Source organism: Variovorax sp. Root473 (assembly GCF_001426505.1).
Lineage (GTDB): Bacteria > Pseudomonadota > Gammaproteobacteria > Burkholderiales > Burkholderiaceae_C > Variovorax.
The window spans coordinates 126,905-149,893 of the sequence record NZ_LMEV01000019.1 but is presented as its reverse complement, the minus strand read 5'-3'; the positions used below and the strand labels follow the sequence as shown (position 1 = coordinate 149,893).

At 66.4% G+C, this 22,989-nt stretch carries 22 protein-coding genes, 2 tRNA genes and 1 pseudogene; 6 read left to right on the top strand and 19 right to left on the bottom strand.

From position 1 onward, the window contains the following. Positions 1–115: 115 nt before the first annotated feature. Entirely contained in the window at positions 116–523 is a 408-nt protein-coding gene (locus ASD34_RS23820; protein WP_056583078.1) for a GlcG/HbpS family heme-binding protein, read from the bottom strand. Between the two features lie 171 nt (positions 524–694). On the opposite strand from ASD34_RS23820, the gene ASD34_RS23815 reads away from it, so the two are divergent. Further along, positions 695–1,396, top strand: a complete 702-nt coding sequence (locus ASD34_RS23815; RefSeq protein WP_056583076.1) for a Bax inhibitor-1/YccA family protein — start codon at positions 695–697, stop codon at positions 1,394–1,396. Positions 1,397–1,444: 48 nt separating this feature from the next. On the opposite strand, the gene rlmD is transcribed toward ASD34_RS23815, so the two are convergent. The 5 genes from rlmD to surE all read right to left on the bottom strand — a co-directional run bounded on the left by rlmD (position 1,445) and on the right by surE (position 6,489). Beyond that, the gene (gene rlmD / locus ASD34_RS23810) at positions 1,445–2,881 is read right to left on the bottom strand and encodes a 23S rRNA (uracil(1939)-C(5))-methyltransferase RlmD (protein ID WP_056583074.1); all 1,437 of its coding nucleotides are present in this window, start codon (positions 2,879–2,881) and stop codon (positions 1,445–1,447) included. Positions 2,882–2,948: 67 nt separating this feature from the next. After that, on the bottom strand, positions 2,949–4,025 hold the full coding sequence (locus ASD34_RS23805) for a sigma-70 family RNA polymerase sigma factor (protein ID WP_082549048.1): 1,077 nt from the start codon (positions 4,023–4,025) through the stop codon (positions 2,949–2,951). 4 nt (positions 4,026–4,029) lie between these two features. After that, positions 4,030–4,938 carry a peptidoglycan DD-metalloendopeptidase family protein gene (locus ASD34_RS23800; protein ID WP_056583072.1) on the bottom strand — a complete coding sequence of 303 codons (909 nt, stop codon included), beginning with the start codon at positions 4,936–4,938 and terminating at the stop codon, positions 4,030–4,032. Between the two features lie 11 nt (positions 4,939–4,949). Next, on the bottom strand, positions 4,950–5,726 hold the full coding sequence (locus tag ASD34_RS23795) for a protein-L-isoaspartate(D-aspartate) O-methyltransferase (RefSeq protein ID WP_056583071.1): 777 nt from the start codon (positions 5,724–5,726) through the stop codon (positions 4,950–4,952). Between the two features lie 4 nt (positions 5,727–5,730). Further along, positions 5,731–6,489, bottom strand: coding sequence for a 5'/3'-nucleotidase SurE (surE, locus tag ASD34_RS23790; RefSeq protein ID WP_013540493.1), 759 nt, complete (start codon positions 6,487–6,489; stop codon positions 5,731–5,733). Between the two features lie 128 nt (positions 6,490–6,617). Here surE and ASD34_RS23785 point away from each other — a divergent pair, with 128 nt between their 5' ends. Next, on the top strand, positions 6,618–7,604 hold the full coding sequence (locus ASD34_RS23785; RefSeq protein WP_056583069.1) for an NADPH:quinone oxidoreductase family protein: 987 nt from the start codon (positions 6,618–6,620) through the stop codon (positions 7,602–7,604). Positions 7,605–7,701: 97 nt separating this feature from the next. Here ASD34_RS23785 and ASD34_RS23780 read toward each other — a convergent pair whose 3' ends face one another. Beyond that, entirely contained in the window at positions 7,702–8,049 is a 348-nt protein-coding gene (locus ASD34_RS23780; RefSeq protein WP_056583066.1) for an H-NS family nucleoid-associated regulatory protein, read from the bottom strand. Between the two features lie 285 nt (positions 8,050–8,334). Continuing rightward, a tRNA-His gene (locus tag ASD34_RS23775) sits at positions 8,335–8,410 on the bottom strand. 277 nt (positions 8,411–8,687) lie between these two features. On the opposite strand from ASD34_RS23775, the gene ASD34_RS23770 reads away from it, so the two are divergent. Together ASD34_RS23770 and ASD34_RS23765 are read left to right on the top strand one after the other, a co-directional pair. Continuing rightward, entirely contained in the window at positions 8,688–8,936 is a 249-nt protein-coding gene (locus ASD34_RS23770; protein WP_056583065.1) for a GlsB/YeaQ/YmgE family stress response membrane protein, read from the top strand. 94 nt (positions 8,937–9,030) lie between these two features. Beyond that, positions 9,031–9,363 (top strand): hypothetical protein, encoded by a 333-nt coding sequence (locus ASD34_RS23765; RefSeq protein ID WP_056583458.1) that lies wholly within the window; start codon positions 9,031–9,033, stop codon positions 9,361–9,363. Positions 9,364–9,369: 6 nt separating this feature from the next. On the opposite strand, the gene ASD34_RS23760 is transcribed toward ASD34_RS23765, so the two are convergent. The 6 genes from ASD34_RS23760 to ASD34_RS23735 all read right to left on the bottom strand — a co-directional run bounded on the left by ASD34_RS23760 (position 9,370) and on the right by ASD34_RS23735 (position 14,732). Beyond that, positions 9,370–10,044 carry a histidine phosphatase family protein gene (locus tag ASD34_RS23760; protein ID WP_056583063.1) on the bottom strand — a complete coding sequence of 225 codons (675 nt, stop codon included), beginning with the start codon at positions 10,042–10,044 and terminating at the stop codon, positions 9,370–9,372. 109 nt (positions 10,045–10,153) lie between these two features. Next, on the bottom strand, positions 10,154–12,073 hold the full coding sequence (locus ASD34_RS23755) for a SurA N-terminal domain-containing protein (protein WP_056583061.1): 1,920 nt from the start codon (positions 12,071–12,073) through the stop codon (positions 10,154–10,156). 75 nt (positions 12,074–12,148) lie between these two features. After that, positions 12,149–12,224: transfer RNA gene (locus tag ASD34_RS23750), tRNA-Val, on the bottom strand. A gap of 29 nt (positions 12,225–12,253) precedes the next feature. After that, the gene (locus tag ASD34_RS23745; RefSeq protein ID WP_007830705.1) at positions 12,254–12,526 is read right to left on the bottom strand and encodes an HU family DNA-binding protein; all 273 of its coding nucleotides are present in this window, start codon (positions 12,524–12,526) and stop codon (positions 12,254–12,256) included. A gap of 212 nt (positions 12,527–12,738) precedes the next feature. Further along, entirely contained in the window at positions 12,739–13,824 is a 1,086-nt protein-coding gene (locus ASD34_RS23740; RefSeq protein WP_056583059.1) for a tartrate dehydrogenase, read from the bottom strand. Then, positions 13,821–14,732 carry an alpha/beta fold hydrolase gene (locus tag ASD34_RS23735; RefSeq protein WP_056583057.1) on the bottom strand — a complete coding sequence of 304 codons (912 nt, stop codon included), beginning with the start codon at positions 14,730–14,732 and terminating at the stop codon, positions 13,821–13,823. Before ASD34_RS23735 ends, ASD34_RS23740 begins: the two co-directional genes overlap by 4 nt. 70 nt (positions 14,733–14,802) lie before the next feature. On the opposite strand from ASD34_RS23735, the gene ASD34_RS23730 reads away from it, so the two are divergent. Beyond that, complete coding sequence (locus tag ASD34_RS23730; protein WP_082549045.1) at positions 14,803–15,765, top strand: LysR substrate-binding domain-containing protein; 963 nt, start codon at positions 14,803–14,805, stop codon at positions 15,763–15,765. Between the two features lie 17 nt (positions 15,766–15,782). Here ASD34_RS23730 and ASD34_RS23725 read toward each other — a convergent pair whose 3' ends face one another. Genes ASD34_RS23725 through uvrC form a run of 3 tightly spaced genes read right to left on the bottom strand, consistent with a single transcriptional unit; the run spans position 15,783 to position 19,264 of the window. Next, positions 15,783–16,670, bottom strand: a complete 888-nt coding sequence (locus ASD34_RS23725) for a DMT family transporter (protein WP_056583053.1) — start codon at positions 16,668–16,670, stop codon at positions 15,783–15,785. Continuing rightward, on the bottom strand, positions 16,667–17,233 hold the full coding sequence (gene pgsA, locus ASD34_RS23720) for a CDP-diacylglycerol--glycerol-3-phosphate 3-phosphatidyltransferase (protein ID WP_056583051.1): 567 nt from the start codon (positions 17,231–17,233) through the stop codon (positions 16,667–16,669). Before pgsA ends, ASD34_RS23725 begins: the two co-directional genes overlap by 4 nt. A 57-nt stretch (positions 17,234–17,290) precedes the next feature. Next, entirely contained in the window at positions 17,291–19,264 is a 1,974-nt protein-coding gene (gene uvrC / locus ASD34_RS23715) for an excinuclease ABC subunit UvrC (protein WP_056583049.1), read from the bottom strand. Positions 19,265–19,415: 151 nt separating this feature from the next. Here uvrC and ASD34_RS23710 point away from each other — a divergent pair, with 151 nt between their 5' ends. Continuing rightward, the gene (locus tag ASD34_RS23710) at positions 19,416–21,467 is read left to right on the top strand and encodes a gamma-glutamyltransferase family protein (RefSeq protein ID WP_056583047.1); all 2,052 of its coding nucleotides are present in this window, start codon (positions 19,416–19,418) and stop codon (positions 21,465–21,467) included. A gap of 62 nt (positions 21,468–21,529) precedes the next feature. Here the strand turns inward: ASD34_RS23710 and ASD34_RS23705 are convergent. Together ASD34_RS23705 and ASD34_RS28610 are read right to left on the bottom strand one after the other, a co-directional pair. Then, positions 21,530–22,861 (bottom strand): annotated as a pseudogene (locus tag ASD34_RS23705) (M20/M25/M40 family metallo-hydrolase); the annotation flags it as partial. Then, the gene (locus tag ASD34_RS28610) at positions 22,807–22,968 is read right to left on the bottom strand and encodes a hypothetical protein (RefSeq protein WP_162248710.1); all 162 of its coding nucleotides are present in this window, start codon (positions 22,966–22,968) and stop codon (positions 22,807–22,809) included. The gene ASD34_RS28610 and the pseudogene ASD34_RS23705, both read right to left, overlap by 55 nt. Positions 22,969–22,989 lie beyond the last annotated feature (21 nt).

Genomic DNA, 22,989 nt, shown 5'->3' with positions numbered 1-22,989 from the left:
GTTTTTTGCTAGCCAACGGTTCGCCGACTAGCCAAGCTTTTTTTCACGCTGAAGCCCCGAAAAAGAAAACGCCGACCATCAGGTCGGCGTTTTGCTTTGGGCGGAGCGAAAAGGCTTACAGGCCGAGCGCGGCGATGCCGGCCTTGGCAATCTGCGCGTCTTCGTTCGACTTCACGCCGCTCACGCCCACGGCGCCGATGACGTGGCCGTCCTTGACGATCGGCACGCCGCCTTCGAGCAGGCCTTCCACCAGGGGCGCCGTCAGGAACGCGGTGCGGCCGCCGTTGATGATGTCTTCATAGACCTTGCTCTCGCGACGGCCCATGGCGGCGGTGTGCGCTTTGGCGGGAGCGATGTGCGAGGACAGCGCGGCGGCCCCGTCCAGGCGCTGCAGCCAGAGCAGGTTGCCGGCGTCGTCGGAGATGGCGATGGTCACGGCCCAGTTGTTCTTCAGGGCCTCGGCTTCCGCCGCAGCGGCAATGGCCTTGACGTCGGCGAGTTCGAGGAATGATTTGGTCTTCATGGATAAGCTCAGGTTGCGTCGAAACCCGACAGCATAACGGCGGGGCGCCGCAGCGTCCCGCGGGGGCTTAAGAACAACCGGCATACGGTCTTTGCAAGGCCCCCTCTTGCAGCCCCCTAGAATGCGCCCAACTGCGTGTCATTGCATGCACCAACCTCAGGAGCTTCGGCCATGAACGACCGTGTGACCACTCTCGACACCTCCACCGGCTACGGCCAGACGCTGCCGCAGGCCGAGCGCCAGCGTGTGCTGCGCAACACCTATTGGCTGCTGGCGCTGAGCCTGCTGCCCACCGTGCTGGGCGCCTGGATCGGCGTGAGCACCGGCATCACCCGCTCGCTCACCGGCGGACTCGGCCTGATGGTTTTCCTCGGCGGCGCCTTCGGCTTCATGTTCGCCATCGAAAAGACCAAGAACTCGGCCGCCGGCGTACCCGTGCTGCTGGGCTTCACTTTCTTCATGGGCCTGATGCTGTCGCGCCTGCTGGCGATGGTACTGGGCTTCAAGAACGGCCCCGAACTGATCATGACGGCCTTCGGCGGCACCGCCGGCGTGTTCTTCGTGATGGCCTCGCTGGCCACGGTCATCAAGCGCGACCTGTCGGGCATGGGCAAGTTCCTGTTCGTCGGCGCGCTGGTGCTGATGCTCGGCGCGGTCATCAACGTCTTCGTGGGCTCGAGCACCGGCATGCTGGTGATCTCGGTGGCCGCCATCGGCATCTTCTCGGCCTACATGCTCTATGACCTGAAGCAGATCATGGACGGCGGCGAAACCAATTACATCAGCGCCACGCTGGCCCTGTACCTGGACATGTTCAACGTGTTCCAGAGCTTGCTGGCCCTGCTGGGCATCTTCGGCGGCGAGCGCGACTGATCAGCGCGCTGTTGCCCTCCAAGAAAAAAGGCCCCGCGGGGCCTTTTTTCATTCCAGCTCGAAGACCGCGATCGACTCGACGTGCGCGGTGTGCGGGAACATGTTCACCACTCCCGCGAAGGTGCAGCGGTAGCCTGCCTGGTGCACCAGCAGGCCGGCGTCGCGCGCCAGCGTCGACGGATTGCAGCTCACGTAGACGATGCGCTTGGGCGGCGTCCAGCCACCGGTGCGCAGTTCGGGCTGCTGGTGCAGGTCGGCCATGGCCTTGGCCAGCGCGAAGGCGCCTTCGCGCGGCGGGTCGACCAGCCACTTGTCGGCGCTGCCGTCGGCCACCAGCATCTCGGGCGTCATGTCGAACAGGTTCCGTGCCACGAACTGGGTCTCCGACAGCGCACGTCGCGCGGACGTTGCCGGCTGGTTCTTCCTGAAGTTGTCTGTCGCCCGCTTCACCAGCGTGTCGCTGCCCTCGATGCCCAGCACCTCGCGCGCTTGGCTGGCCAGCGGCAGCGTGAAGTTGCCCAGGCCGCAGAACCAGTCGATCACGCGTTCCTCGGGCTGCACGTCGAGCAGGCGCAGCGCCTTGCCGACCAGCGCACGGTTGATGTGCGGATTGACCTGGGTGAAATCGGTGGGCTTGAACGGCATCGTCACGCCGAACTCGGGCAGGCGATAGGCCAGCGGCGTGCCGCCCTCTTCCAGCAGCTTCACCGTCTCCGGACCCTTGGACTGCAGCCACCACTGGACGCCTTCATTCTCGGCCGCGAACGCCTTGAGCCGCCCGATGTCGGCGTTCGACAGCGGCTCCAGGTGGCGCAGCACCAGGGCAATCGTGCCCAGCGCGGTCGAACCCGGCGCGTCGCCGCAGGCCAGCTCGATCTGCGGGCAGGTGTCGCGCGCATCCATGGAACCGATCAGCGCACGCAACGGCATCAGCATGGCACTGACCTGCCTGGGCAGCACGGGACAGACCTGCATGTCGGCCAGGTAGCGGCTCTTGCGCTCGTGGAAGCCGATCAGCACCGTGCCCTTTTTGACCACGTGGCGTACCGACAGGCGTGCCCGGTAGCGGTAGTGCCAGGCCGGGCCCTCGAGCGGGCGCAGCAGGTTCTCGGGCTTGACCTTGCCCAGGTGCCAGAGGTTGTCTTCCAGCGCCCGCTGCTTCACCGCCACCTGGGCGGCGGCATCGAGGTGCTGCATCTTGCAGCCGCCGCAGGCGCCTGTGTGCAGGCCGAAGTGCGGGCAACCCGGGCGCACGCGCTGCGAGGATTCGCGACGGATCTGCGTGACCGTGCCTTGCTCCCAGTTGTTCTTGCGGCGATGGACATTGAACTGCACTTCCTCGAAGGGCAACGCGCCTTCGATGAACACGACCATGCCGTCGGATTTGTGCGAAACGCCTTGCGCGTCCAGGTCGAGCGACTCGACCTGGAGCCATTCATCGGCGGGGCTCGCGGGGACTTTCTTTTCTTCGATGGATTCCGTCATCCCCCGATTGTCTCAGCGTGGCCGGCGCGGTCCGGCCGCAACGGGTTACCTTCTTTTCTTCACGCCGCTAGAACAGCGCGTCGCGGCCCACGCCAGAGCGCACCAACTGCTTGCGCATCTTGGCCAGCGCCTCGTTCTGGATCTGCCGCACGCGCTCGCGTGTCAGGCCGAGCCGCACGCTCAGGACCTCGAGCGTTTCGGGCTCCCGGTCGTGCAGGCCGTAACGGCCCTCGAGCACCTCGCGCTCCCGCGCGTTGAGGGCCTGCACCCACCGATCGAGCAGGCGCTCCACCTCGTGCGTGTGCGTCACGCCGGTCGGGCTGCCCTGCTCGTCGTCGGAGGCCACGGTGTCGGCCAGCGTGAAGCCTTCTTCGCCACGCGCGTCGCCGGCGTCGAGCGAACGCGGCGCCTCGGCCAGCGCCAGCAGGTCGGTCACCGCCTGCACGTCGCGACCGAGCAGCGCGGCCATGTCTTCGACGCGCACACCGTCGGGGCGCCTCGCCATGAAGTCGGCGTCGCCTTCGAGCACGCGCCGTGCCCTCAAGACTTGCTGCAGTTCCCGCACGACATGCACCGGCAGGCGGATCGCCCGCGCCTGCGTGATGGCGGCACGCTCGACCGATTGGCGAATCCACCAGGTCGCATAAGTAGAGAAGCGGAACCCGCGTTCGGGCTCGAACTTGGTGATGGCATGCATCAGCCCGAGGTTGCCTTCCTCGATGAGGTCGGACAGCGGCATGCCGCGCCCCAGGTAGTTCTTGGCGATGTTGACCACGAGCCGCAGGTTGTGCTCGATCATCGATTGCCGCGCCGCGAAGTCGCCGGCGCGCGCGGCGCAGGCGGTGGCGTATTCCTCGGCGGGAGTGAAGAGTTCGGTGCGCCGGACCTGGCGCAGGTAGATGGTCAGGGCGTCGGCGCCCTCGCCGCCCATGACTTCGGCGGTGGCACCGTGAAGCGGCGCAGCGGCTGCGGAGGCGATCGACGGATCTGCGGCGGAGTCGTCGGGAAGGGCGTCTGCGCTCAGCGGCGCGTCGCCGCCGTCCTGATGGCCATTGCGGCCACCGTTGCCGGGAGGTGAAGGGCTGCTGCCCTGCCCCGCCAGCCCACGCACGGGCAATGTGCGGCGAGGGCGGGAGGCAGCCATGGCATCACCGGTTGGGCAGGTAACGCGACGGGTCGACGGGCTTGCCCTGGCGGCGGATCTCGAAATGCAGCTTCACGCGATCGGCGTCGCTGTTGCCCATTTCGGCGATCTTCTGGCCCTTCTGAACCGACTGGTCTTCCTTCACGAGCAGCGTCTGGTTGTGCGCATATGCCGTGAGGTAGGTGTTGTTGTGCTTCAGGATGATCAGGTTGCCGTAGCCACGCAGGCCGGCACCGGCGTAGACGACGCGGCCATCGGCCGCAGCCAGCACGGGGTCGCCGGCCTTGCCGCTGATGTCGTAGCCCTTGTTCTTGGCTTCGTCGAAGCCGGCAATCAGCGAACCGCTGGCCGGCCAGATCCAGCCCAGATCGTCGTCGCCCGAACTGCTCGGGCCCGCGGGCGAGGCCGTGACCGGCGGCTTGGTGACACCACTCGCGCCGCTGGCCGGCACGGTGGGCGTGACGGACGCTTGCGGAGGCACCGGCTTGGTGGTCGCTTCCGTGCCAGCTGGAGAAGCGCTGGACGGTGCCGTGGCAACCGCCGTGCTCCCGCCAGTCGGGGGGATCACGCGCAGCACCTGGCCGACTTCGATCAGGTCGGGGTTGTCGAGGTTGTTCCAGCGCACGATGTCTTGCCAGCGCTGGCCCGTTTCGCTCCCGATGCGGCGGATGGAGTCGCCGGGACGCACGGCGTAATAGCCAGGTTTGCCGTAATTCTCGATGCCGGGGAGCGGTTTGCCAGACGCATCGGTCGTGATGGGGGGACCACCGGGCGTCGTTGCCCCGGGTGCGCGCGTCATGGTGCCCCGGTCTTCGACCGGTGCGGGACCGCGCGGTGCGGAGCAGCCCGCGATCACGAGCACAACAGCCAACGTGATGCCTGCGAACAAACTCCGATTGCCAAAACCCTGCATTTGTTATTCCTTCAAGCGATGCCCGATTTTAGGGGGACAAAGTGAACCGCCTCAAGAATGCGCCGCTCGAGCCCACGGGGGGTCTTGTCGATGACGACAAGGGCTTGCCCACCGGTAGCGGATTGGGTCGGCGCGACGATGCGCCCGCCTACTGCGAGTTGTGCGATCCAGGCTTCCGGCACGGACTCGCCGCCCGCGGCCGCGATGATGCCCGCGTACGGCGCGCCCTTGGCGTAGCCGATCATGCCGTCGCCCAGCATCAGGTGGACGGTGGCCAGCCGGAAATGCCGCAGATTGGTGCGCGCGCGTTCGTGCAGGCCGCGCAGGCGCTCGATGCTGTAGACCTCGGTAGCCACTTCGTTCAGCACCGCGGCCTGGTAGCCGCAGCCGGTGCCGATCTCGAGCACGCGGCCCAGCCGGTCCTGCGGCTTGCCGGCCAGCGCCGGCGCGCCCAGCAGCAACTCGATCATGCGTGCCACCACATTGGGCTTGGAAATGGTCTGCCCCAACCCGATCGGCAGGCTGGTGTCTTCGTAGGCCTGGTTGACCAGCGCGCTGTCGACGAACCGGTGCCGCTCGACCGCGCCCATGGCGCGCAGCACGCGCACATCGCTGATGCCTTGGGCCGCAAGCCTCTGCACCATGCGCGCACGCACGGCGTCGGAGGCCATGGAGGGCGTGGACGGCACCATCGGCCGGACGGGCACGGCGGGCATGCGCCCGCGGGTGGCGGCCGAGGCAGTGGGGGTCAGTCGAACCGGGAAACTGGGCCGTGGAGGTGTCGCCATGTCGTCAATTGCCGAGACGGGCGACCGTCTCGCGCCATTGGCCCAGGTTGGCGTGGTCGGTCAGGTCGATCTGCAAAGGCGTCAGCGCGATGTGACCGGCCGCGGTCGCGTGGAAGTCGGTGCCCTCCCCGCTGTCCTTGGCGCTGCCTGCACCGGCGATCCAGTACATGGTTTCGCCGCGCGGGCTGTCCTGCGTGATGACCTTTTCGGCGGCGTGGCGGCGACCGAGGCGGCACACCTTGACTGGCTTCAGTTCGTCGAACGGGCGGTTCGGCACGTTGACGTTGAGCAGGAAAGCGGGGCCGCCGATCATCTTTTCGCGCTCGATCTGCTGCACGAGCCGGCGCGCCACCTGGGCCGCCGCATCGACGTGCGCCCAACCCTTTTCGATCTGCGAGAAGGCGATGGCCGGAATGCCGAACAGGTAGGCCTCCATCGCCGCGCCCACGGTGCCTGAATAGATGGTGTCGTCGCCCATGTTGGCGCCGTTGTTGATGCCCGAGACCACCAGGTCGGGGCGGTAGTCGAGCAAGCCCTTGAGCGCGATATGCACGCAATCGGCCGGCGTGCCCGTCACATAGCGGAAACCGTTGTGCGCCTTGTGCACGTACAGCGGCGCGGCCAGCGTGAGTGCGTTCGACTTGGCGCTGTTGTTGTGCTCGGGTGCCACCACCTCGACGTCGGCGATGTCCTTCAGCGCGTCATGCAACGCGACGATGCCCGGCGCCTGAAAGCCATCGTCATTGGAAATAAGTATCTTCATGGTGCTTCTGGGTGCAGCGGATTGTAGGTGCGGGGTGCGTCGCAGCAGGGACAACGCCACACTACAGCGGCGCCTATCATCGCCCCGAATTCATTGCCCACACGACTCATTCGAAGGAGACCCCGAGCATGCACGCATGGCTTTGCGAAAACCCCACCGGCGTCGACGCGCTGACCTGGAAAGAACTGCCCACCCCCACGCCGGGCCCGGGCCAGGTGCTGATCGAGATCAAGGCCGCCAGCCTGAATTTCCCCGACCTGCTGATCGTGCAGAACAAATACCAGATGAAGCCGCCGCTGCCCTTCGTTCCTGGATCGGAATATGCGGGCGTGGTCCAGGCGGTGGGCGAAGGCGTCACGCACCTCAAGGTGGGCCAGAACGTGGCGTGCCTGTCGGGCACGGGCGGCTTCGGCACCCACACGCTGGCACCCGCCGCGCTGTGCATGCCGCTGCCCGAAGGTTTCGGCCATGTCGACGCGGCCGCCTTCATCATGATCTACGCCACCTCGTGGCACGCACTGATGGACCGCGCGCAGCTCAAGGCCGGCGAAACCGTGCTGGTGCTGGGCGCGGCCGGCGGCGTGGGCACCGCAGCCATCCAGATCGCCAAGGCGGCGGGCGCCAAGGTGATCGCCGCGGCATCGACCGACGAGAAGTGCGAACTCTGCCGCTCGATCGGCGCCGACGCGACGATCAATTACACGACGCACGCGCTGCCCAATGGGTTCCGCGACGCCATCAAGGCCGCGACCGATGGCAAAGGCCCGGATGTGATTTACGACCCTGTAGGGGGCGATTTCGCAGAACCGGCATTCCGCTCGATTGGCTGGCGTGGCCGGTATTTGGTGGTCGGTTTTGCATCGGGCCCGATCCCGTCACTGCCTTTGAATCTGATGCTGCTCAAAGGTGCATCGCTTGTCGGTGTGTTCTGGGGCGATTTCGCCAAACGCGAACCCAAGGCCAATGCACAGATGATGGCCGAATTGGCCCAGTGGTACGGCCAGGGAAAAATCAAGCCCGTGATCGACAGCACGATGCCGATGGCCGAATTGAAGGCCGCCTATGCGCACATGGGATCGCGCGGCGTCAAGGGAAAACTGGTGATGGTGAACTGATCGGACAAGCGAGCCTCCGCCTGCGCGCCGCCCAATAAAAAAGCCCGCCGAAGCGGGCTTTTTTATTGGGCGGATGTCCAACTGATTCTGCTGGCAATCACTTGATCTCGTAATCGGACAGCGACTTGCCGGCTGCCAGGGCTTCCGTGACCCAGCGCGGCTTGCGGCCACGACCACCGGACCAGGTTTCGCCCGTCGGGCCTCGGTATTTGGCGGCGGCCTTGGCGGCTGCAGGACCTGCGCTGCGCTTGGTTGCAGCAGCACGGCCACCACCGAGCTTCAGATCGGAAGCGGTCAAACCGTATTCCGCAATCTTCCTGCGCACTTCTTCGATCACGCCGGCCCGTTCCTGGTTACGCAGGTCTTCGGCCTGCTTGCGCAATTGCGCAATCTGCTCGTCGTGCTTCTGGATCTGGGAATTGATATCGGCGAGTGACGAAGCCATTGTTGGACTCCTGTTGTGAATTGAAAACGGCTGAATTCTAATTCAAACCACTTTTGCCACAAGCGCCTTTCCAGCAGAAAAATGCAGGCGCATTGGCGGAATGCAACAACCCGCAACACACGCGCACCATTTTGGTTACTTTCAAAATCGAGGGTAGCGGGGAAAGAATGCGGTGCGCAACCTGATGCTTGAAGCGACGGCGAAGCCAGAAATGACAACGCCGGGCAAGCCCGGCGTTGGAATCCCTTGGGTGCTATTGAAAAATAGCGCAGGGATGAAATTCTTTGGGGTGGCTGATGGGACTCGAACCCACGACGACCAGAATCACAATCTGGGACTCTACCAACTGAGCTACAGCCACCGTAGAGCCTCTGATTGTAGCGTTAAAAATCGCGGCTTTCGCTCCCGCGATCACCAAAGACGCCGAAATGCCACATCGATGAGCGACCCGGCTCCTTCAGGGGCCGCCTGCGATGACCTGCCACCACGTCGGCGCCCTGCCCCGTGGGCATAACTTCGCGGTCGCCCGTCCGATGTACTTGTCCGACGTCGACGCGCGAATGGCTCCGCTATCATGAATACGAGCGGCCTAGCCGGCTCCGGCTTTCGCGACTTCACTTCATCAAAGGAACTTCTTCATGAGCATCATCTGGACCATCCTGATCGGGTTCGTCGTGGGTCTCGTGGCGCGGGCGGTCAAGCCGGGCAACGACTCCGCCGGCTTCATCGTGACCACGCTGATCGGCATTGCAGGTTCGCTGGGGGTGACCTACCTCGGCCAGGCGATGGGTTGGTACACCGCCGGCCAGGGCGCCGGCTTCATCGCTTCCGTGCTGGGCGCGATCGTGCTGCTGGTTCTCTACGGTCTCATCAAGCGCAAGAGCTGATGCCCCTCACGCCGTGCCGCGCAACGCGGCCGGCGGTTCCGGCTGCCTGAACCCCACACCTTTCTTCAGCCAGCCTCGCGAGGCCTTCACGCCGATGCCCCGCAAACCACGCGCCCGTCACCACGTCTATGTGGTCGAACTCGACGACCGCGTCTGGAACAACGGCCGCTTCCGACGCGCCAACCCCGACTACCAACTCGGCAAGCCCTTCGTCTATGTCGGCATGACCGGCCTGGACCCCGACATCCGCTTCGACAAGCACAAGGCCGGCATCCAGGCCAACCGCTTCGTGCAGGAATTCGGCCTGCGGCTGCTGCCTGCGCTCTACGAACACCACAACCCGATGCCGTATGACGATGCGCGGCTGATGGAGGTCGACCTGGGCATCGCCCTGCGCCGCGCCGGCTATGGCGTCTGGCAGGCCTGACGCGGTTCAGGAATAAGTGACCCAGTCCTCGTACGCGGGGCCATCGAGGTGCGGCAGGGTGTTGTAGGTCACGAGCATGTGCCGCTTGGGCGTGAAAGCGAACTCGGTCACCGAGCTGTTGCGGATGCGCAGGTTGAGTTCGATGGTCGTCTCGGCGCTGGTGCCCAGCACATGGCCCACCGCGGTGCTGATCGGCCCACCGCTCGACACCACCAGCACCTTCGCGCCGTGGTGCCGCTCGCGCACATGGTCGAGCGCCGTGGTCACGCCGGCCAGGAAGTCGACGTAGCTCGGCATGCCGACAGGCGCCGTGCGCCCCTGCATCCACGCGCCCAGCCCATCGCGCAGCAGACGGAAGTGATGGCGGTACATCTGGGGCGAATCGGGCTTCTCGAGCTTGCCCTGGTGCACCGTCGCGATGACGGCTTCGCTGTCGTATTCGTTGAGGCCCGGCCACGGCAATACGTCGTCGCGCGACAGCCCGAGCCCCTGCGCGATGCCCTCCCAGGTCTGCTTGTGGCGCTTCAGCGTGCCGGTGATGACGGCATCGAAACGCATGCCGCGCTCGCGCCAGTACTCACCCAGGCGCACAGCCTGCTGATGACCGAGCTCGCTCAGGTTGTCATAGTCGGCAGCGCCGAAGCTGGCCTGCCCGTGGCGCACGAGATAAAGGGTTCCCATGCACCGGATTCTGGCAAGAAGCACGGGCGCTGCTTGTCCCTCGTGCGACCAAAAAAAAGCCCGGGTCGTCAGACCCGGGCTTGGTGCGAGCGGCGGCTGCTCGCCTGTATCAGCGCGCTGCTGCAGCGGTCGGCAGCGTGTCCGCCGGCTTCGGCACGAGGATCTCCACCTTGAAGCGTTGCTTCAGCAACTCGTAGTAGGCAGCGGCTTCGGCAGCGGTCACCGACTGGGCGATCTGCATGCTTTCCTGCTGTGCCTGTTCAGCCGGGGGCGGCGTGCGCGGCACGACCTTGGTCACGCGGACCACGGCGTAGCCTTGCGCGCCCAGGTCCACGCCGAGCAGCGCAGGCAGCTTGGCGCCGTCGGCGCGCAATGCGGCATCGATCACCGGCGCAGGCTGCGACTGAGCCTCGATGCGCGACACCGTGACAGGCGCGCCGAAGTTGGCGCCGTCGGCCTTCACCTTCCAGGCGGCGAGCTTGGCTTCGCCTTCGGTCTTGGCCAGGGCAGCGGCACGCTCGGTGATGATCTGTGCGCGGATCTTGTCCTTCACCTCGGCCAGCGGAATCGGATGCGCGGCCGTGTACTGCGTCACACGGCCCGATGCGAGCTGATTCGGACCGACTTCGATGGCTTCGGTGTTCTGCTTGCGTTCGAGCGAGTCGGCGGCATACAGCGCCTGCAGGAAGTTGCGGCTCGCGAGCGGGCCGGTCGCGCCCGGTGCGGGCGTGCGCGGCACGTTGGTCGCAGTCTGGATCGTGAGCTTCAGCTTCTCGGCCGCCGGCTTGAGGCTCTCGGGCTGCTGATACACGGTGTCCGTGAAAATTTCCGCAGCCTTCGCGAATTCCTGCGTGGCCTGTTGGGCGCGCACCTCGTTCTCGATGGTCGCGCGCACCTTCTCGAAAGGCGGCACCACGGCTGGCTTGATGTCGGTCAGGTGGATGATGTGATAGCCGAACTCGGTCTCGACGAGATCGCTGACGTCACCCTTCTTGAGCGCGAACATCGCGTCTTCGAACGGCTTGACCATCGCACCGCGCGTGACGAAGTCGAGGTCGCCGCCCTTCTCGGCCGAGCCGGGGTCTTGCGAGTTCTTGCGCGCCACATCGGCAAAGGTGGCCGGCGCCTTCTTCACGTCGGCCAGCAACTGCTCGGCCTTGGCCTTCGCCTTGGCGCGGTCGCCGCTGGACATGCTGGCCGGCGCCGTGATCAGGATGTGGCTCGCACGGCGCTCTTCCTTGGTGCCGAAGCGCGCGGTGTTCTGCTCGTAGTAGGTCTTGAGGTCGGCTTCGTTGGCGACGATGTTCTTCTTCGCGGCTTCGAGGTCGAGCACGAGGTATTCGATGCTGGCCTGCTCCGGTGCCTGGAACTGCGCCGTGTGATCCTTGTAGTAGGTCTCGATGTCGGCATCGCTGACCGTCACCTTCGACGCGAAGCTCTCAGGGGCGAAGCGCGCCACCTGGATTTCACGGCGGTCATAGAACGCATTCACGGTGGCCGCGGTCAGTGCCGGGGGCGCGAAGCTCGTGCCGGTCACGCCGAGCAGCACCTGCTGCGAGGCCATGTCGGCGCGCACCGAGGCTTCGTACTGCTCGGGCGTACGGCCGGTGGCGCGAAGGAAGGCTTCGCGGTCGAACTTGCCATCGGGCGTGCGGAACGCGGCCAGGCCGGCGTCCTGCGCGAACATGCGCGAGAGGCGGTCTTCAGACACCGACACGTTGGCCTTGGCTGCTGCGGTGGCCAGCACGCGATCGCGCACCATGCGCTCCAGCGTGGCATAGCGCAGCGCGTCGGAGTCGAGCAGCGTCGGATCGACGTTGGGCGACTGCTGGCGGATGCGGTCGGTCTCGACGCGGTGCTGCTGGTCCCACTCAGGCTTGGTGATGTCATGGCCCTCGATGCGGGCCACCTTCTCGTCGCCGCCGAGTCCCTGATAGCGCTCGACGCCGAAGAAGACGAACGAGGGAATGATCAGCAAGAACAAGAAAATCATCACGATCTTGTTGTACTTGCGGAAGGTATCAAACATGCTTGAACACTCTTTTGGACGGGCGCCGGAAGGCAATAAAAAAGGCGAACCGGTGTTCGCCTTTGCATCGGGTGGTGGTGGGTGCTGAGGGGCTCGAACCCCCGACCTACGCCTTGTAAGGGCGCCGCTCTACCAACTGAGCTAAGCACCCCACCTGAAATACCCTGCGAGTCTACATCCTCAGTTCAGCGCGTCTTTGAGCGCCTTGCCGGGACGGAACTTCGGGATCTTGGCTGCCTTGATTTTAATCGCGTCGCCAGTGCGGGGATTCCGGCCGGTGCGGGCTGCGCGTTTACCTACTGCGAAAGTGCCGAAACCGACGAGCGACACGGAGCCGCCCTTCTTGAGCGTGGTACGAATGGCGCCAATGGTGGATTCGAGCGCACGGGTCGCTGCGGCTTTGGAAATATCGGCGTTCTTTGCGATGTGCTCAATCAGTTCGGTCTTGTTCACAAGGGCCCCTTGTCGAAGAAATAAAGTTGGTCGGCTTTCGTCAGCTGCGACCTGGCCGCGACGGGTGCGACTCAAGAACATGGCAGGCCTGACGCCTCGGCAGCGCACTGCCAGCGAGGATTACAACCACTGGTCTGCGGGGTGTCAATAAGACACGCCGCTGCGCAGCCCAGCGGAGCGCGCGATTTTAGGGGCGTTTCGCGACGTACTTTTCAAAGGGCCTCGGCAATTGCCTTTCCGAGGTCGCTGGTGCTCGCCCGACCGCCGATGTCGGGGGTGCGAGGTGCGCCGCTTTGGGGCGCGAGCACCTTCTCGATGGTCGACAGGATCGCGTCGTGCGCGTCCTTGTGGCCAAGGAACTCCAGCATCATCGCGCCGCACCAGATCTGGCCGATCGGGTTGGCGATGCCCTGGCCGGCGATGTCAGGTGCCGAACCGTGCACCGGTTCGAACAGCGAGGGCGTGGTGCGCTCGGGGTTGAGGTTGGCGCTGGGCGCGATGCCGATGGTGCCGGTGCAGGCCGGGCCCAGGTCGGAGAGGATGTCGCCAAACAGGTTGCTCGCCACCACCACGTCGAAGAAGTCGGGCCGCTGCACGAAGTGCGCCGTGAGGATGTCGATGTGGAACTTGTCCAGCGTGATGCCCGGGTAGCCCTTGGCCATTTCCACCACGCGCTCGTCCCAGTACGGCATGGTGATCGAGATGCCGTTCGACTTGGTGGCGCTCGTCAGGTGCTTCTTCGGCCGCGATTGCGCGAGCTCGAAGGCGAACTTCAGCACGCGATCGACGCCCACGCGCGACATCACGGTTTCCTGCACCACGATCTCGCGCGGCGTGCCCTGGTACATGCGCCCGCCGATGCTCGAGTATTCACCCTCGGTGTTCTCGCGCACGATGTACATGTCGATCTCGCCGGGCGCGCGCGGCGAGCCGTCGCGGCGCACCACGGGCGCGACGATGCCGGGCATCAGGCGCGCGGGACGCAGGTTGATGTACTGGTCGAACTCGCGGCGGAACATGAGCAGCGAGCCCCACAACGACACGTGGTCGGGAATCTTCTCGGGCCAGCCGACCGCGCCGAAGAAGATGGCGTCATGGCCGCCGATCTGGTCCTTCCAGTTGTCGGGCAGCATCTGGCCGTGCTTCTCGCAGTAGTCCCAGCTCGAGAAGTCGAAGTGGTCGAACTTCAGGTCGATGCCGAACTTGCGCGCCGCAGCATCGAGCACGCGCAGCCCCTCGGGCATGACTTCCTTGCCGATGCCGTCGCCGGCGATGACTGCGATTCTGTGGGTGCTCATGAAGTGGCTCCTGGGTGTTCAGGGGAAACGAAAAAATTCAGCGCCTCGGCCAGCAAGGCGTCGGGGGCTTCTTCGGGGATGTAGTGGCCGCAGGGCAACGCGCGGCCCGACACGTCGTCGGCGCGCTCGCGCCACAGCGAAAGTACGTCGAACGCGCGCCCCACCGCCCCGTGTTCGCCCCACAGCACGCGCAGCGGCTGCGCGAGGCGGCAGCCGGCGGCGATGTCGGCGCGGTCGTGCGCGAGGTCGATGGTGGCGGAAGCGCGGTAGTCCTCGCAAATGGCCTCGGCGGTGCCCGGGATGGCGATACAGCGCTCGTATTCAGCCAGCACCTCGGGTGCGAACGGCGCGAGCCCCGCGTGCCGTCCGCCCATCACGCTGCGCACGTAGCGCACCGGGTCGGAGGCGATCAGCGCCTCGGGCAGCGGCGGCGGCTGGATCAGGAAGAACCAGTGCCAGTAGGCCTTGGCAAACGCCTCCGAGGTGTGTTCGTACATCGCCAGCGTCGGCGCGATGTCGAGCAGCAGCATGCGTTCGACCGCGCCGGGATGGTCGGCCGCGAGCCGGTGCGCCACGCGCGCGCCGCGGTCGTGCGCGAGCACGGCGAAGCGTTCGAAGCCATGGAGATGCATCGCGGCCAGCGCGTCGCGCGCCATCTCGCGCTTGCTGTAGACCACATGCTCGGCGTCGGCCGCCGGGCGGCCCGAGTCGCCATAGCCGCGCAGGTCCACGGCGATCACCGTGAAGCGCTCGGCCAGCGCGGGTGCCACGCGGTGCCAGATCGCATGTGTCTGCGGATGGCCGTGCAACAGCAGCAACGGGGCGCCCCGCCCGCCGATGCGACCATGGATGCGCGCGCCATCACGGGCGATGTCGAAGCGGGGGAAGTCAAGGAAAGAGGCCGTCACGCCACGATTGTGCGTTGCGCCCTGGCGAGCATCAAGCAACAATCAGCCAATTCATACTTTCCGATCTGGCATGAATCCCCACGCGATGGAACGCGGCGATCTCGAACTGGTGCTGGCCATCCGCGACCAGGGCAGCCTGGCCGGGGCAGCCGCCACACTCGACGTGGTGCCCTCGGTTGTCACCAAGCGGCTCGGCGCGCTGGAGGTCCGGCTGGGGCAACGGCTGTTCGATCGCACGACGCGGCGGCTCAGCGTCACGGCCGAAGGCGAGGCCGTGTGCCTGCATGCGCGCACGCTGCTCGAAGGCTTTGCGGCGCTCGAAAGCGAGCTCGGCGAGCGGCAGAACGCGCTCATCGGCACGGTCCGCCTCGCGGCCACCTTCGGCTTCGGCCGCCGCTGGCTCGGTCCGGCGCTCGCCGACTTCCAGGCGCAGCACCCCGGCCTGCAGGTCGAGCTGCTGCTGACCGAGCAGCTGCCCGACCTCGGTGCCGAGGGCTACGACGGCGCGGTCTGGCTGTGGGCGGTGCAGCAGCACCGTGCCGCCGACTGGACCACGCGCCGCATCGCGCGCAACCAGCGCGTGCTGGCCGCCTCGCCCGGCTACCTCGCGCGTCGCGGCACGCCCGCGACGGTGGAAGCGCTGGCCACGCACGACTGCCTGATCGCGCGCGAGAACGGCGACGCGGCGCAGTCGCGCCAGTTCGCACTCTGGACGCTGCGCCACGCGCGCGACGGCAGCACGGCACGCGTGCGCGTACAAGGCCCGCTCACGAGCAATTCGGGAGAGATGGTGCGCGACTGGTGCCTCGCCGGCCACGGCGTCATGCTGCGCAGCCTCTGGGACATCGCGCCGCAACTCGCGAGCGGCGAACTGGTGCGCCTGCTGCCGCAGTACGGCATGCCCGACGCCGACATCCACTGGGTCGCGCCTTGGCGGCCGAAGACGCCGCGTCGCGTGCGCCTGCTGGTCGATCACCTCGTCGAACAGTTCCGCTCCGAACCCTGGAAGCCGGTCAAGCCAAGCGGTCGCTGAAAGAAACGAAAACGCGGTCAGCGCTCGGCGCGCACCACGAGGCTCACGCCAATGGCCGTGAGGCCGATGCCCAGCACCGTGGTCCAGGTGATCGGCTCGGCGAACAGCAGCCAGGCCATCAGCGCCGTGCACGGCGGCACGAGGTACAGCAGGCTGGTGACGGCAGTGGCCGTGCCGCGCTGGATCAACATATAGAGCAGCGAGCTGCCGCCCAGCGACAGCGCCAGCACCGACCACGCCATCGCGCCGATCGAATGCGTGTTCCATTCGATGGCCTGCGCCTCGAGCGCGGCAAAAGGCAGGGTCACGAGCAGCGCGGCGGCCATCTGCACCGCGCTGGCGCTGCGCACGTCGCAGGGTGCAACGAAGCGCTTCTGGTACAGCGTGCCCGCCGTGATCGACAGCAGCGCCATCACGGCCAGCCCCATCGTCAGCGCGTTGACCTCGGTGCCCTGCCCCAGCTTGCGCGACACCACGAGCACCAGCCCGGCGAAACCCAAAGCGAGCCCAGTCCACTGTCGCCCGGAAATGCGCCCGCCGTTGAAAGACAGCCAGACCGCCGTGAGCACCGGCTGGATGCCGACCAGCAGCGCGACGAGCCCCGCGCCCATGCCGGCATGCACCGCAGCCCAGACACCACCGAGGTAGCCGGCCTGCATCAGCACGCCCGTGACCGCCAGATGCCCCCATTGCGCGCGCTTCGATGGCCACGCCACGCGTGCGAGCATGACCCACACGCCGAAGCAGGCGAGCGACAGCGCATAGCGCACGGCAAGGAACTTGAGGGGCGGCGCGAAGGGCATGCCATAGCGCGCGACGATGAAACCCGTGCTCCAGATCAGCACGAAGACCGCCGGCATCGCCCGCAGCCAGCCTGCGTTGCGGGCCGAAGCGACCGCCGTCATTTGGAGTGTGCCCGGATCTCGGGAATGGCCTTCTGCAGGTAATAGACCATCGACCAGACGGTGAGCACTGCCGAGATCCAGATCAGCCACTGGCCCCAGAGGCCCGTGTCAATCACCTTGAAGAGATGCCCGTCATAGAGCAGGAAAGGAATCGCGACCATCTGCACGGTCGTCTTGACCTTGCCGATCATGTGGACCGCCACGCTTTTGCCGGCGCCGATGCGCGCCATCCATTCGCGCAATGCCGAGATGGCGATCTCGCGGCCGATGATGATGAGCGCCACGAAAACGTCGGCGCGCTGCAGATGCACCAGCACCAGCAACGCGGCGCACACCAGGAACTTGTCGGCCACCGGATCGAGAAAAGCGCCGAAGGACGAGGTCTGGTTGAGCTTGCGCGCCAGGTAGCCGTCGAGCCAGTCGGTGGCGGCGAACACGATGAACATGACCGTGGCGATCAGGTTGCGCATCGGCTCGCTGATCGGCAGGTAGAAAACGCCGACGATCAACGGTATCGCGACGATGCGCGTCCAGGTCATGATGGTCGGTAGGGTCCAGAACATGCGGGCGATTGTGTCATGCACGCGTGAAGCGCCGGAAGGTCGGGGGCAATCCCGCTTTCAATGCAGTGCGCGATAGATTTCCTCGGCCAGTTCGGTGGCGATGCCTTCGACCGACGCAATGTCCTCTACGCTCGCCGCCGCCACGCCGCGGATGCCGCCGAAACGCTGCAGCAGGCGCGCCCGGCGCTTCGGGCCGATGCCCGGGATGTCTTCGAGCTGGCTGCCGCCCACCCGCACCCTGGCGCGCTTGGCGCGCATGCCGGTGATGGCGAAACGGTGCGCCTCGTCGCGGATCTGGGCCACGAGCATCAGGGCCGCCGAATCCTTGCCGAGGTAGACCTTCTCGCGGCCGTCGGCGAACACCAGTTCCTCAAGCCCGACCTTGCGGCCCTCGCCCTTCTCGACGCCGACGATCAGCGACAGCGGCAGGCCCAGCTCGCTGAACACCTCGCGCGCCATCGACACCTGGCCCTTGCCGCCGTCGACCAGCACCAGGTCGGGCATGCGCGCGGCCGGCGTCCTGGGCTGCGGCGCCTCGACGCCCTCGGCCCCTTCACTTTCGGCGTCGCCAGGCGCCAGTGCGTCGGTCTCGGCCGCCATCGCCTCGGCCAGCTTGCCGTAGCGGCGGTGCAGCACCTGGCGCATGGCAGCGTAGTCGTCACCAGGCGTGATGCCCTCGATGTTGTAGCGGCGGTACTCGCGGTTCTGCATCGTGTGGTGCGCGAACACCACGCACGACGCCTGCGTGGCCTCGCCCGCCGTGTGCGAGATGTCGAAGCATTCGACGCGGAAGTTGTCCAGGTCGTCCGACGCCAGCTCGAGCGCATCGGCCAGGGCGCGGGTGCGCGCCTGCTGCGAGCCCTCTTCGGCCAGCAGTCGCGCCAGCTGCAGGCCGGCATTCGTCTCGGCCATCTCAAGCCAGTGTCGGCGTTGTTCGTGCGGCTGGAACACGGCCGTCACGCGCGCGCCGGCCTGCTGCGAAATCGCCTCGATGAGCGCACGGCTCACCTGCCGGCCCAGCACCAGCGTGGCGGGCACCGGCACGTCGATGTAATGCTGCGCGATGAAGGCCTCGAGCACCTGCACCTCGATCGGGTCGGCGGCCACCGGGGCGGCGCCCTCTTCGGCGTCGAGTTCGCCGTGGTGGATCTGCGCCGCGTCGTCCACGTGCACCGGAAAGTACGCGCGGTCGCCCAGGTGGCGTCCGCCGCGCACCATGGCAAGGTTGACGCAGGCCTTGCCGCCCTGCACCTTGATCGCGAGGATGTCCACATCCTTGTCGGACACCACCTCGATCGATTGCTGATGCAGCACGCGCGAGATCGCCGACATCTGGTTGCGCAGCTCGGCCGCCTGCTCGAACTCGAGCTTCTCGGCATGCGCCGTCATGCGCTGTTCGAGCTTCGAGAGCACGAGTTGCGTGTCACCCATGAGGAAGGCTTCGGCGCTGGCCACGTCCTGCGCGTAGGCCTCCGGGGAAATCAGGGCCACACAAGGGCCGCTGCAGCGCTTGATCTGGTACAGCAGGCAGGGCCGCGTGCGGTTGGCGTACACCGTGTCCTCGCAGGTGCGCAGGCGGAACACCTTCTGCAGCAGCTGGATCGATTCCTTCACTGCCCACGCGCTCGGGTACGGCCCGAAGTAGCGGTGCTTCTTGTCGACCGCGCCGCGGTAGTAGGCCAGCCGCGGAAACGCGTGCGACGCGATCTTCAGGTAGGGGTAGCTCTTGTCGTCGCGAAACAGGATGTTGTAGCGCGGCTTGAGCGTCTTGATGAGGTTGTTCTCGAGCAGCAGCGCCTCGGCCTCGGAGCGCACCACGGTGGTCTCCATGCGCACGATCTTCGAGATCATGTGGCCGATGCGGGTGCCCCCGTGGCTCTTCTGGAAGTAGTTGGCGACCCGCTTCTTCAGGTTGCGCGCCTTGCCCACATACAACACGGCGCCGGCCGCGTCGAAGTAGCGGTAGACGCCCGGCAACTGCGGCAGGGCCGCGACTTCGCTGAGCAATTGATCGGAATGCACGTCGGACATGGTGGCTATTGTGGCGCGCGGCGCGGGGCCCGGCCGCGCCCCCGGCGAAACCCCGACACGGGGTGGAACGAAATGTGCTGATGATCGGAGCGGGCGCGAGGAGCGCCCTTTGTCTTTCTTGTCTTTCGAATAACAGCAAAGGGAAATATTCATGAAGAAAAACTCCGTGCGCGCGTGGCGGGCCCTGACGCCCCTCGCGCTCTCCCTGGCCGTGGCCGGCTGCGGCGGCAACAGCAACAACAACGCGCAGAACAACGCCGCGCTGGTCGCGGCCATCGCCGCGATCAACGCGTCCAATCCACCCACGCCCACGGCCCCGCCCGCCGCCGACAGCGGCTGCCAGATTCCGAACAGCGGCAGCTCCGTGGTTGTCGGCTCGGGCGACCCGGGCGATCCGGCCGCGCCGGAACCGGCGTCGGGTTATGTGCCCGGCCACAAGCTGGTGTACGCCAAGAACTACATGGTGGCGGCGAACCATCCGCTGGCCACGCGCGCCGGCTGCGACGTGCTGAAAGCGGGCGGCAGCGCGGTCGATGCGGCGGTGGCGGTGCAGGCGGTGCTCGGCCTGGTCGAACCGCAATCGAGCGGGCTGGGTGGCGGTGCCTTCATGCTCCACTACGACGCAGCGACGAAGAAAGTGCAGGCCTATGACGGGCGCGAGACGGCGCCCGCAGCGGCCACCGAGAACTACCTGCGCTGGATCGACGACACGAACGACCAGACCGCGCCCAAGCCCGGCGGTGCCCGAGCGAGCGGCCGCTCCATCGGCACGCCCGGCGCCGTGCGCATGCTCGACATCGCTTATCAAGACCACGGCAAGCTGCCCTGGAAAGATCTGTTCGGCTACGGCATCACGCTGGCGTCCGACGGCTTCCTGATCGGCGGACGCATGGCGACCGCCATCGCGGGTTCCGCGTCGAGCCTGAAGCGCGACGCCGACGCCACGGCCTATTTCTTCAACGCCGACGGCACGCCCAAGGCGCTGGGCACCAGGCTCACGAACCCGGCCTACGCCAGGACGCTCACCACCATCGCCACGCAAGGCGCCAACGCCTTCTACACGGGTGACATCGCCAAGGGCATCGTCGACAAGATCGGCGTCAGCGCCGCCGTCGATGGCTCGGCCATCACGCCCGGCAAGACCACGCTGGCCGACCTGGCCAACTACAAGGCCAAGCGCCGCGACCCGGTCTGCGGCACCTACCGCGATTACTACGTGTGCGGCATGTCGCCGCCGTCTTCGGGCGGCATTGCGGTGATGCAGACGCTCGGCATTCTCGAGACCTTCAATCTCGGCCTGCACAAGCCGACTGCCATCGACCTCGAAGGCGGCAAGCCGAGCGTGATGGGTGTGCACCTGGTGAGCGAAGCCGAGCGCCTGGCCTATGCCGACCGCGAAAAGTACGTGGCTGATACAGACTTCGTCCCACTGCCGCATGGCTCGGTCGACTCGCTGATCAACAAGCCCTATCTGCAGGGCCGAGCCAGCCTCATCAGTCTGGCGAAGAGCATGGGCACCGCCACGCCCGGCGATCTTGGCGACGTTCCGCTTGGCATCGACAAGACTGAAGAGCACGGCACCACGCACTTCACCATTGTCGACAAGCAGGGCAACGTGGTCGTGATGACCACCACGGTGGAAGGCGGCATGGGGTCGTTCCACATGACGCAGGGCTTCCTGCTGAACAACCAGTTGACCGATTTCTCGGACGAGCCGTACGGCAAGCCCGCGCAGACCTACAAGGTTGCCAACCGCGTCGCTCCGGGCAAGCGTCCGCGCAGCTCGATGGCGCCTACGCTGGTGTTCAAGAAGAACGCCGACGGCAGCATGGGCGAGTTCGTGATGGGCACCGGCTCGCCCGGGGGCAGCAACATCATCCAGTACGTGGTGAAGACGCTCGTCGGTGCGCTCGACTGGGGACTGGATTCGCAACAGGCCACGTCGCTGGTCGACTTCGGGGCGCCCAACTCCGTGACCACCAACGTGGGCGGCGAGCACCCGGCCATCGACACCTCGAACTCAGGCAACAACGATCCGCTGATCGCCGGCCTGCGCGCGCTCGGCCACACGGTGAATTTCGGGGCGCAGTCCAGCGGCGTGAGCACCATCATCCGCACGAACGTCGGCGGCAAGCCCGTGCTGACCGGCGGCGCCGACCCGCGGCGCGAAGGCATCGTGCTGGGCGACACCTTCGCGCCCTGAACGACAAGGGGGCTGGCGCCGCCTTCGCCGCGCCAGCCCCCTTGCCTGATCACCTATTTGATTTACTTCGCGACTTCCGACACCAGCCGGTACAGGAACTCGCGCCCGTCGTACAGCCGCTGGATCTCGATGCGTTCATCGAGCCCGTGCGCGCGCGCATCGGCCGGCTCCAGGAACATGCCGGTCACGCCGTACATCGGGATGCCGGCGTTGCGCAGGAAACGGCTGTCGGTGGCGCCGGTGCTCATGGCGGGTACCACGGGCACGCCGGGCCACATCTGCTGCGTGAGGGCCTCGACCGTCTTCACGAGGTCGCCGTTCAGCGGCGACGCCGGGCTGCGCAGCGGCTTGCCCATGTTGCGCACCACGATCTTGTCGTTGCCGACCGCCTGGGTCAGCAGGCGCTCGACTTCTTCAGGATCGTCGTGCGGCAGGATGCGGCAGTTGACCGTGGCCTTGGCCGATTGCGGCAGCGCGTTCTCGGCATGGCCGGCCTGCACCATCGTCGCCACGCAGGTGGTGCGCAGCTGCGCGTTGTAGGCCGGGTTGGCCGTCATGCGGTCGAGCACGCCGGCGTCGGGGTTGCCGTTGCCGACGGCGCGCATGTCGTCGGCCAGCTGGCCGGTGGCAAACGGTGCGCTGCGCGCGAAGTAGGTCCTGGTGACGTCCGCGAGCTTGATCGGGAACGCATAGTTGCCCAGGCGCTCCAGGCCGGCCGAGAGCGCGTAGATGGGGTTGGTCCTGGTCGGCATCGAGCTGTGGCCGCCGACGTCGCGCATCTCGAGCATGTAGGTCGTGTACATCTTCTCGGCCACCTGCATGCGGTGCAGGTTCGGCTTGCCACCGCGCAGCTCGCCGCCGCCGCCTTCGTTGATGCCGAACTCGGCTTGCAGCAGCTCGGGCTTGTTGTTGATGAGCCAGAAGGCGCCGTTGCTCAGCGCGTCGCCGCGCTCCTCGTCGGCCGTGAGCGCCAGGATGATGTCGCGCCTGGGCCTGAAGCCTTCCTGCTTGAGCTGCCCCAGCACGGAGACCAGTGCCGCGGCCATGGCCTTGTCGTCGATGGCGCCGCGCGCCGTGAAGTAGCCGCCGGTTTCCTGCAGCTTGAAGGGGTCGGTCTTCCAGTCTTCGCGGCGGGCCTCGACCACGTCGATGTGCGCCAGCAACAGCAGCGGCTTCTTGCTGCCGTCGCCCTTGAAGCGCAGTACCAGGTTCCCCTTCTTCGGGAACGGCTCGAAGATCTGGATGTCGCCCGGCGCAAAGCCCGCGTCGACCAGCCGCTTTTCCATGGCCTTCGCCGCGACGGTGTTGTCGCCCACCGAATGGGTGGTGTTGATCTCGATCAGCTCCTTGTAGATCTCGCGAAAGCGCTGCTGCTGCGCGGTGAGCGGCCGTGGGCGCCAGCCATGCCGGCCAGGGTCAGCGAGAGCACGAGCAAGCCGCGCTTGGCGGTGCTCAAGGGCGAAGAAGAAAACGGCGAACGGCGACGGGTCTGCATCCTCATGGTCTGGCTCTCTCCGATGGT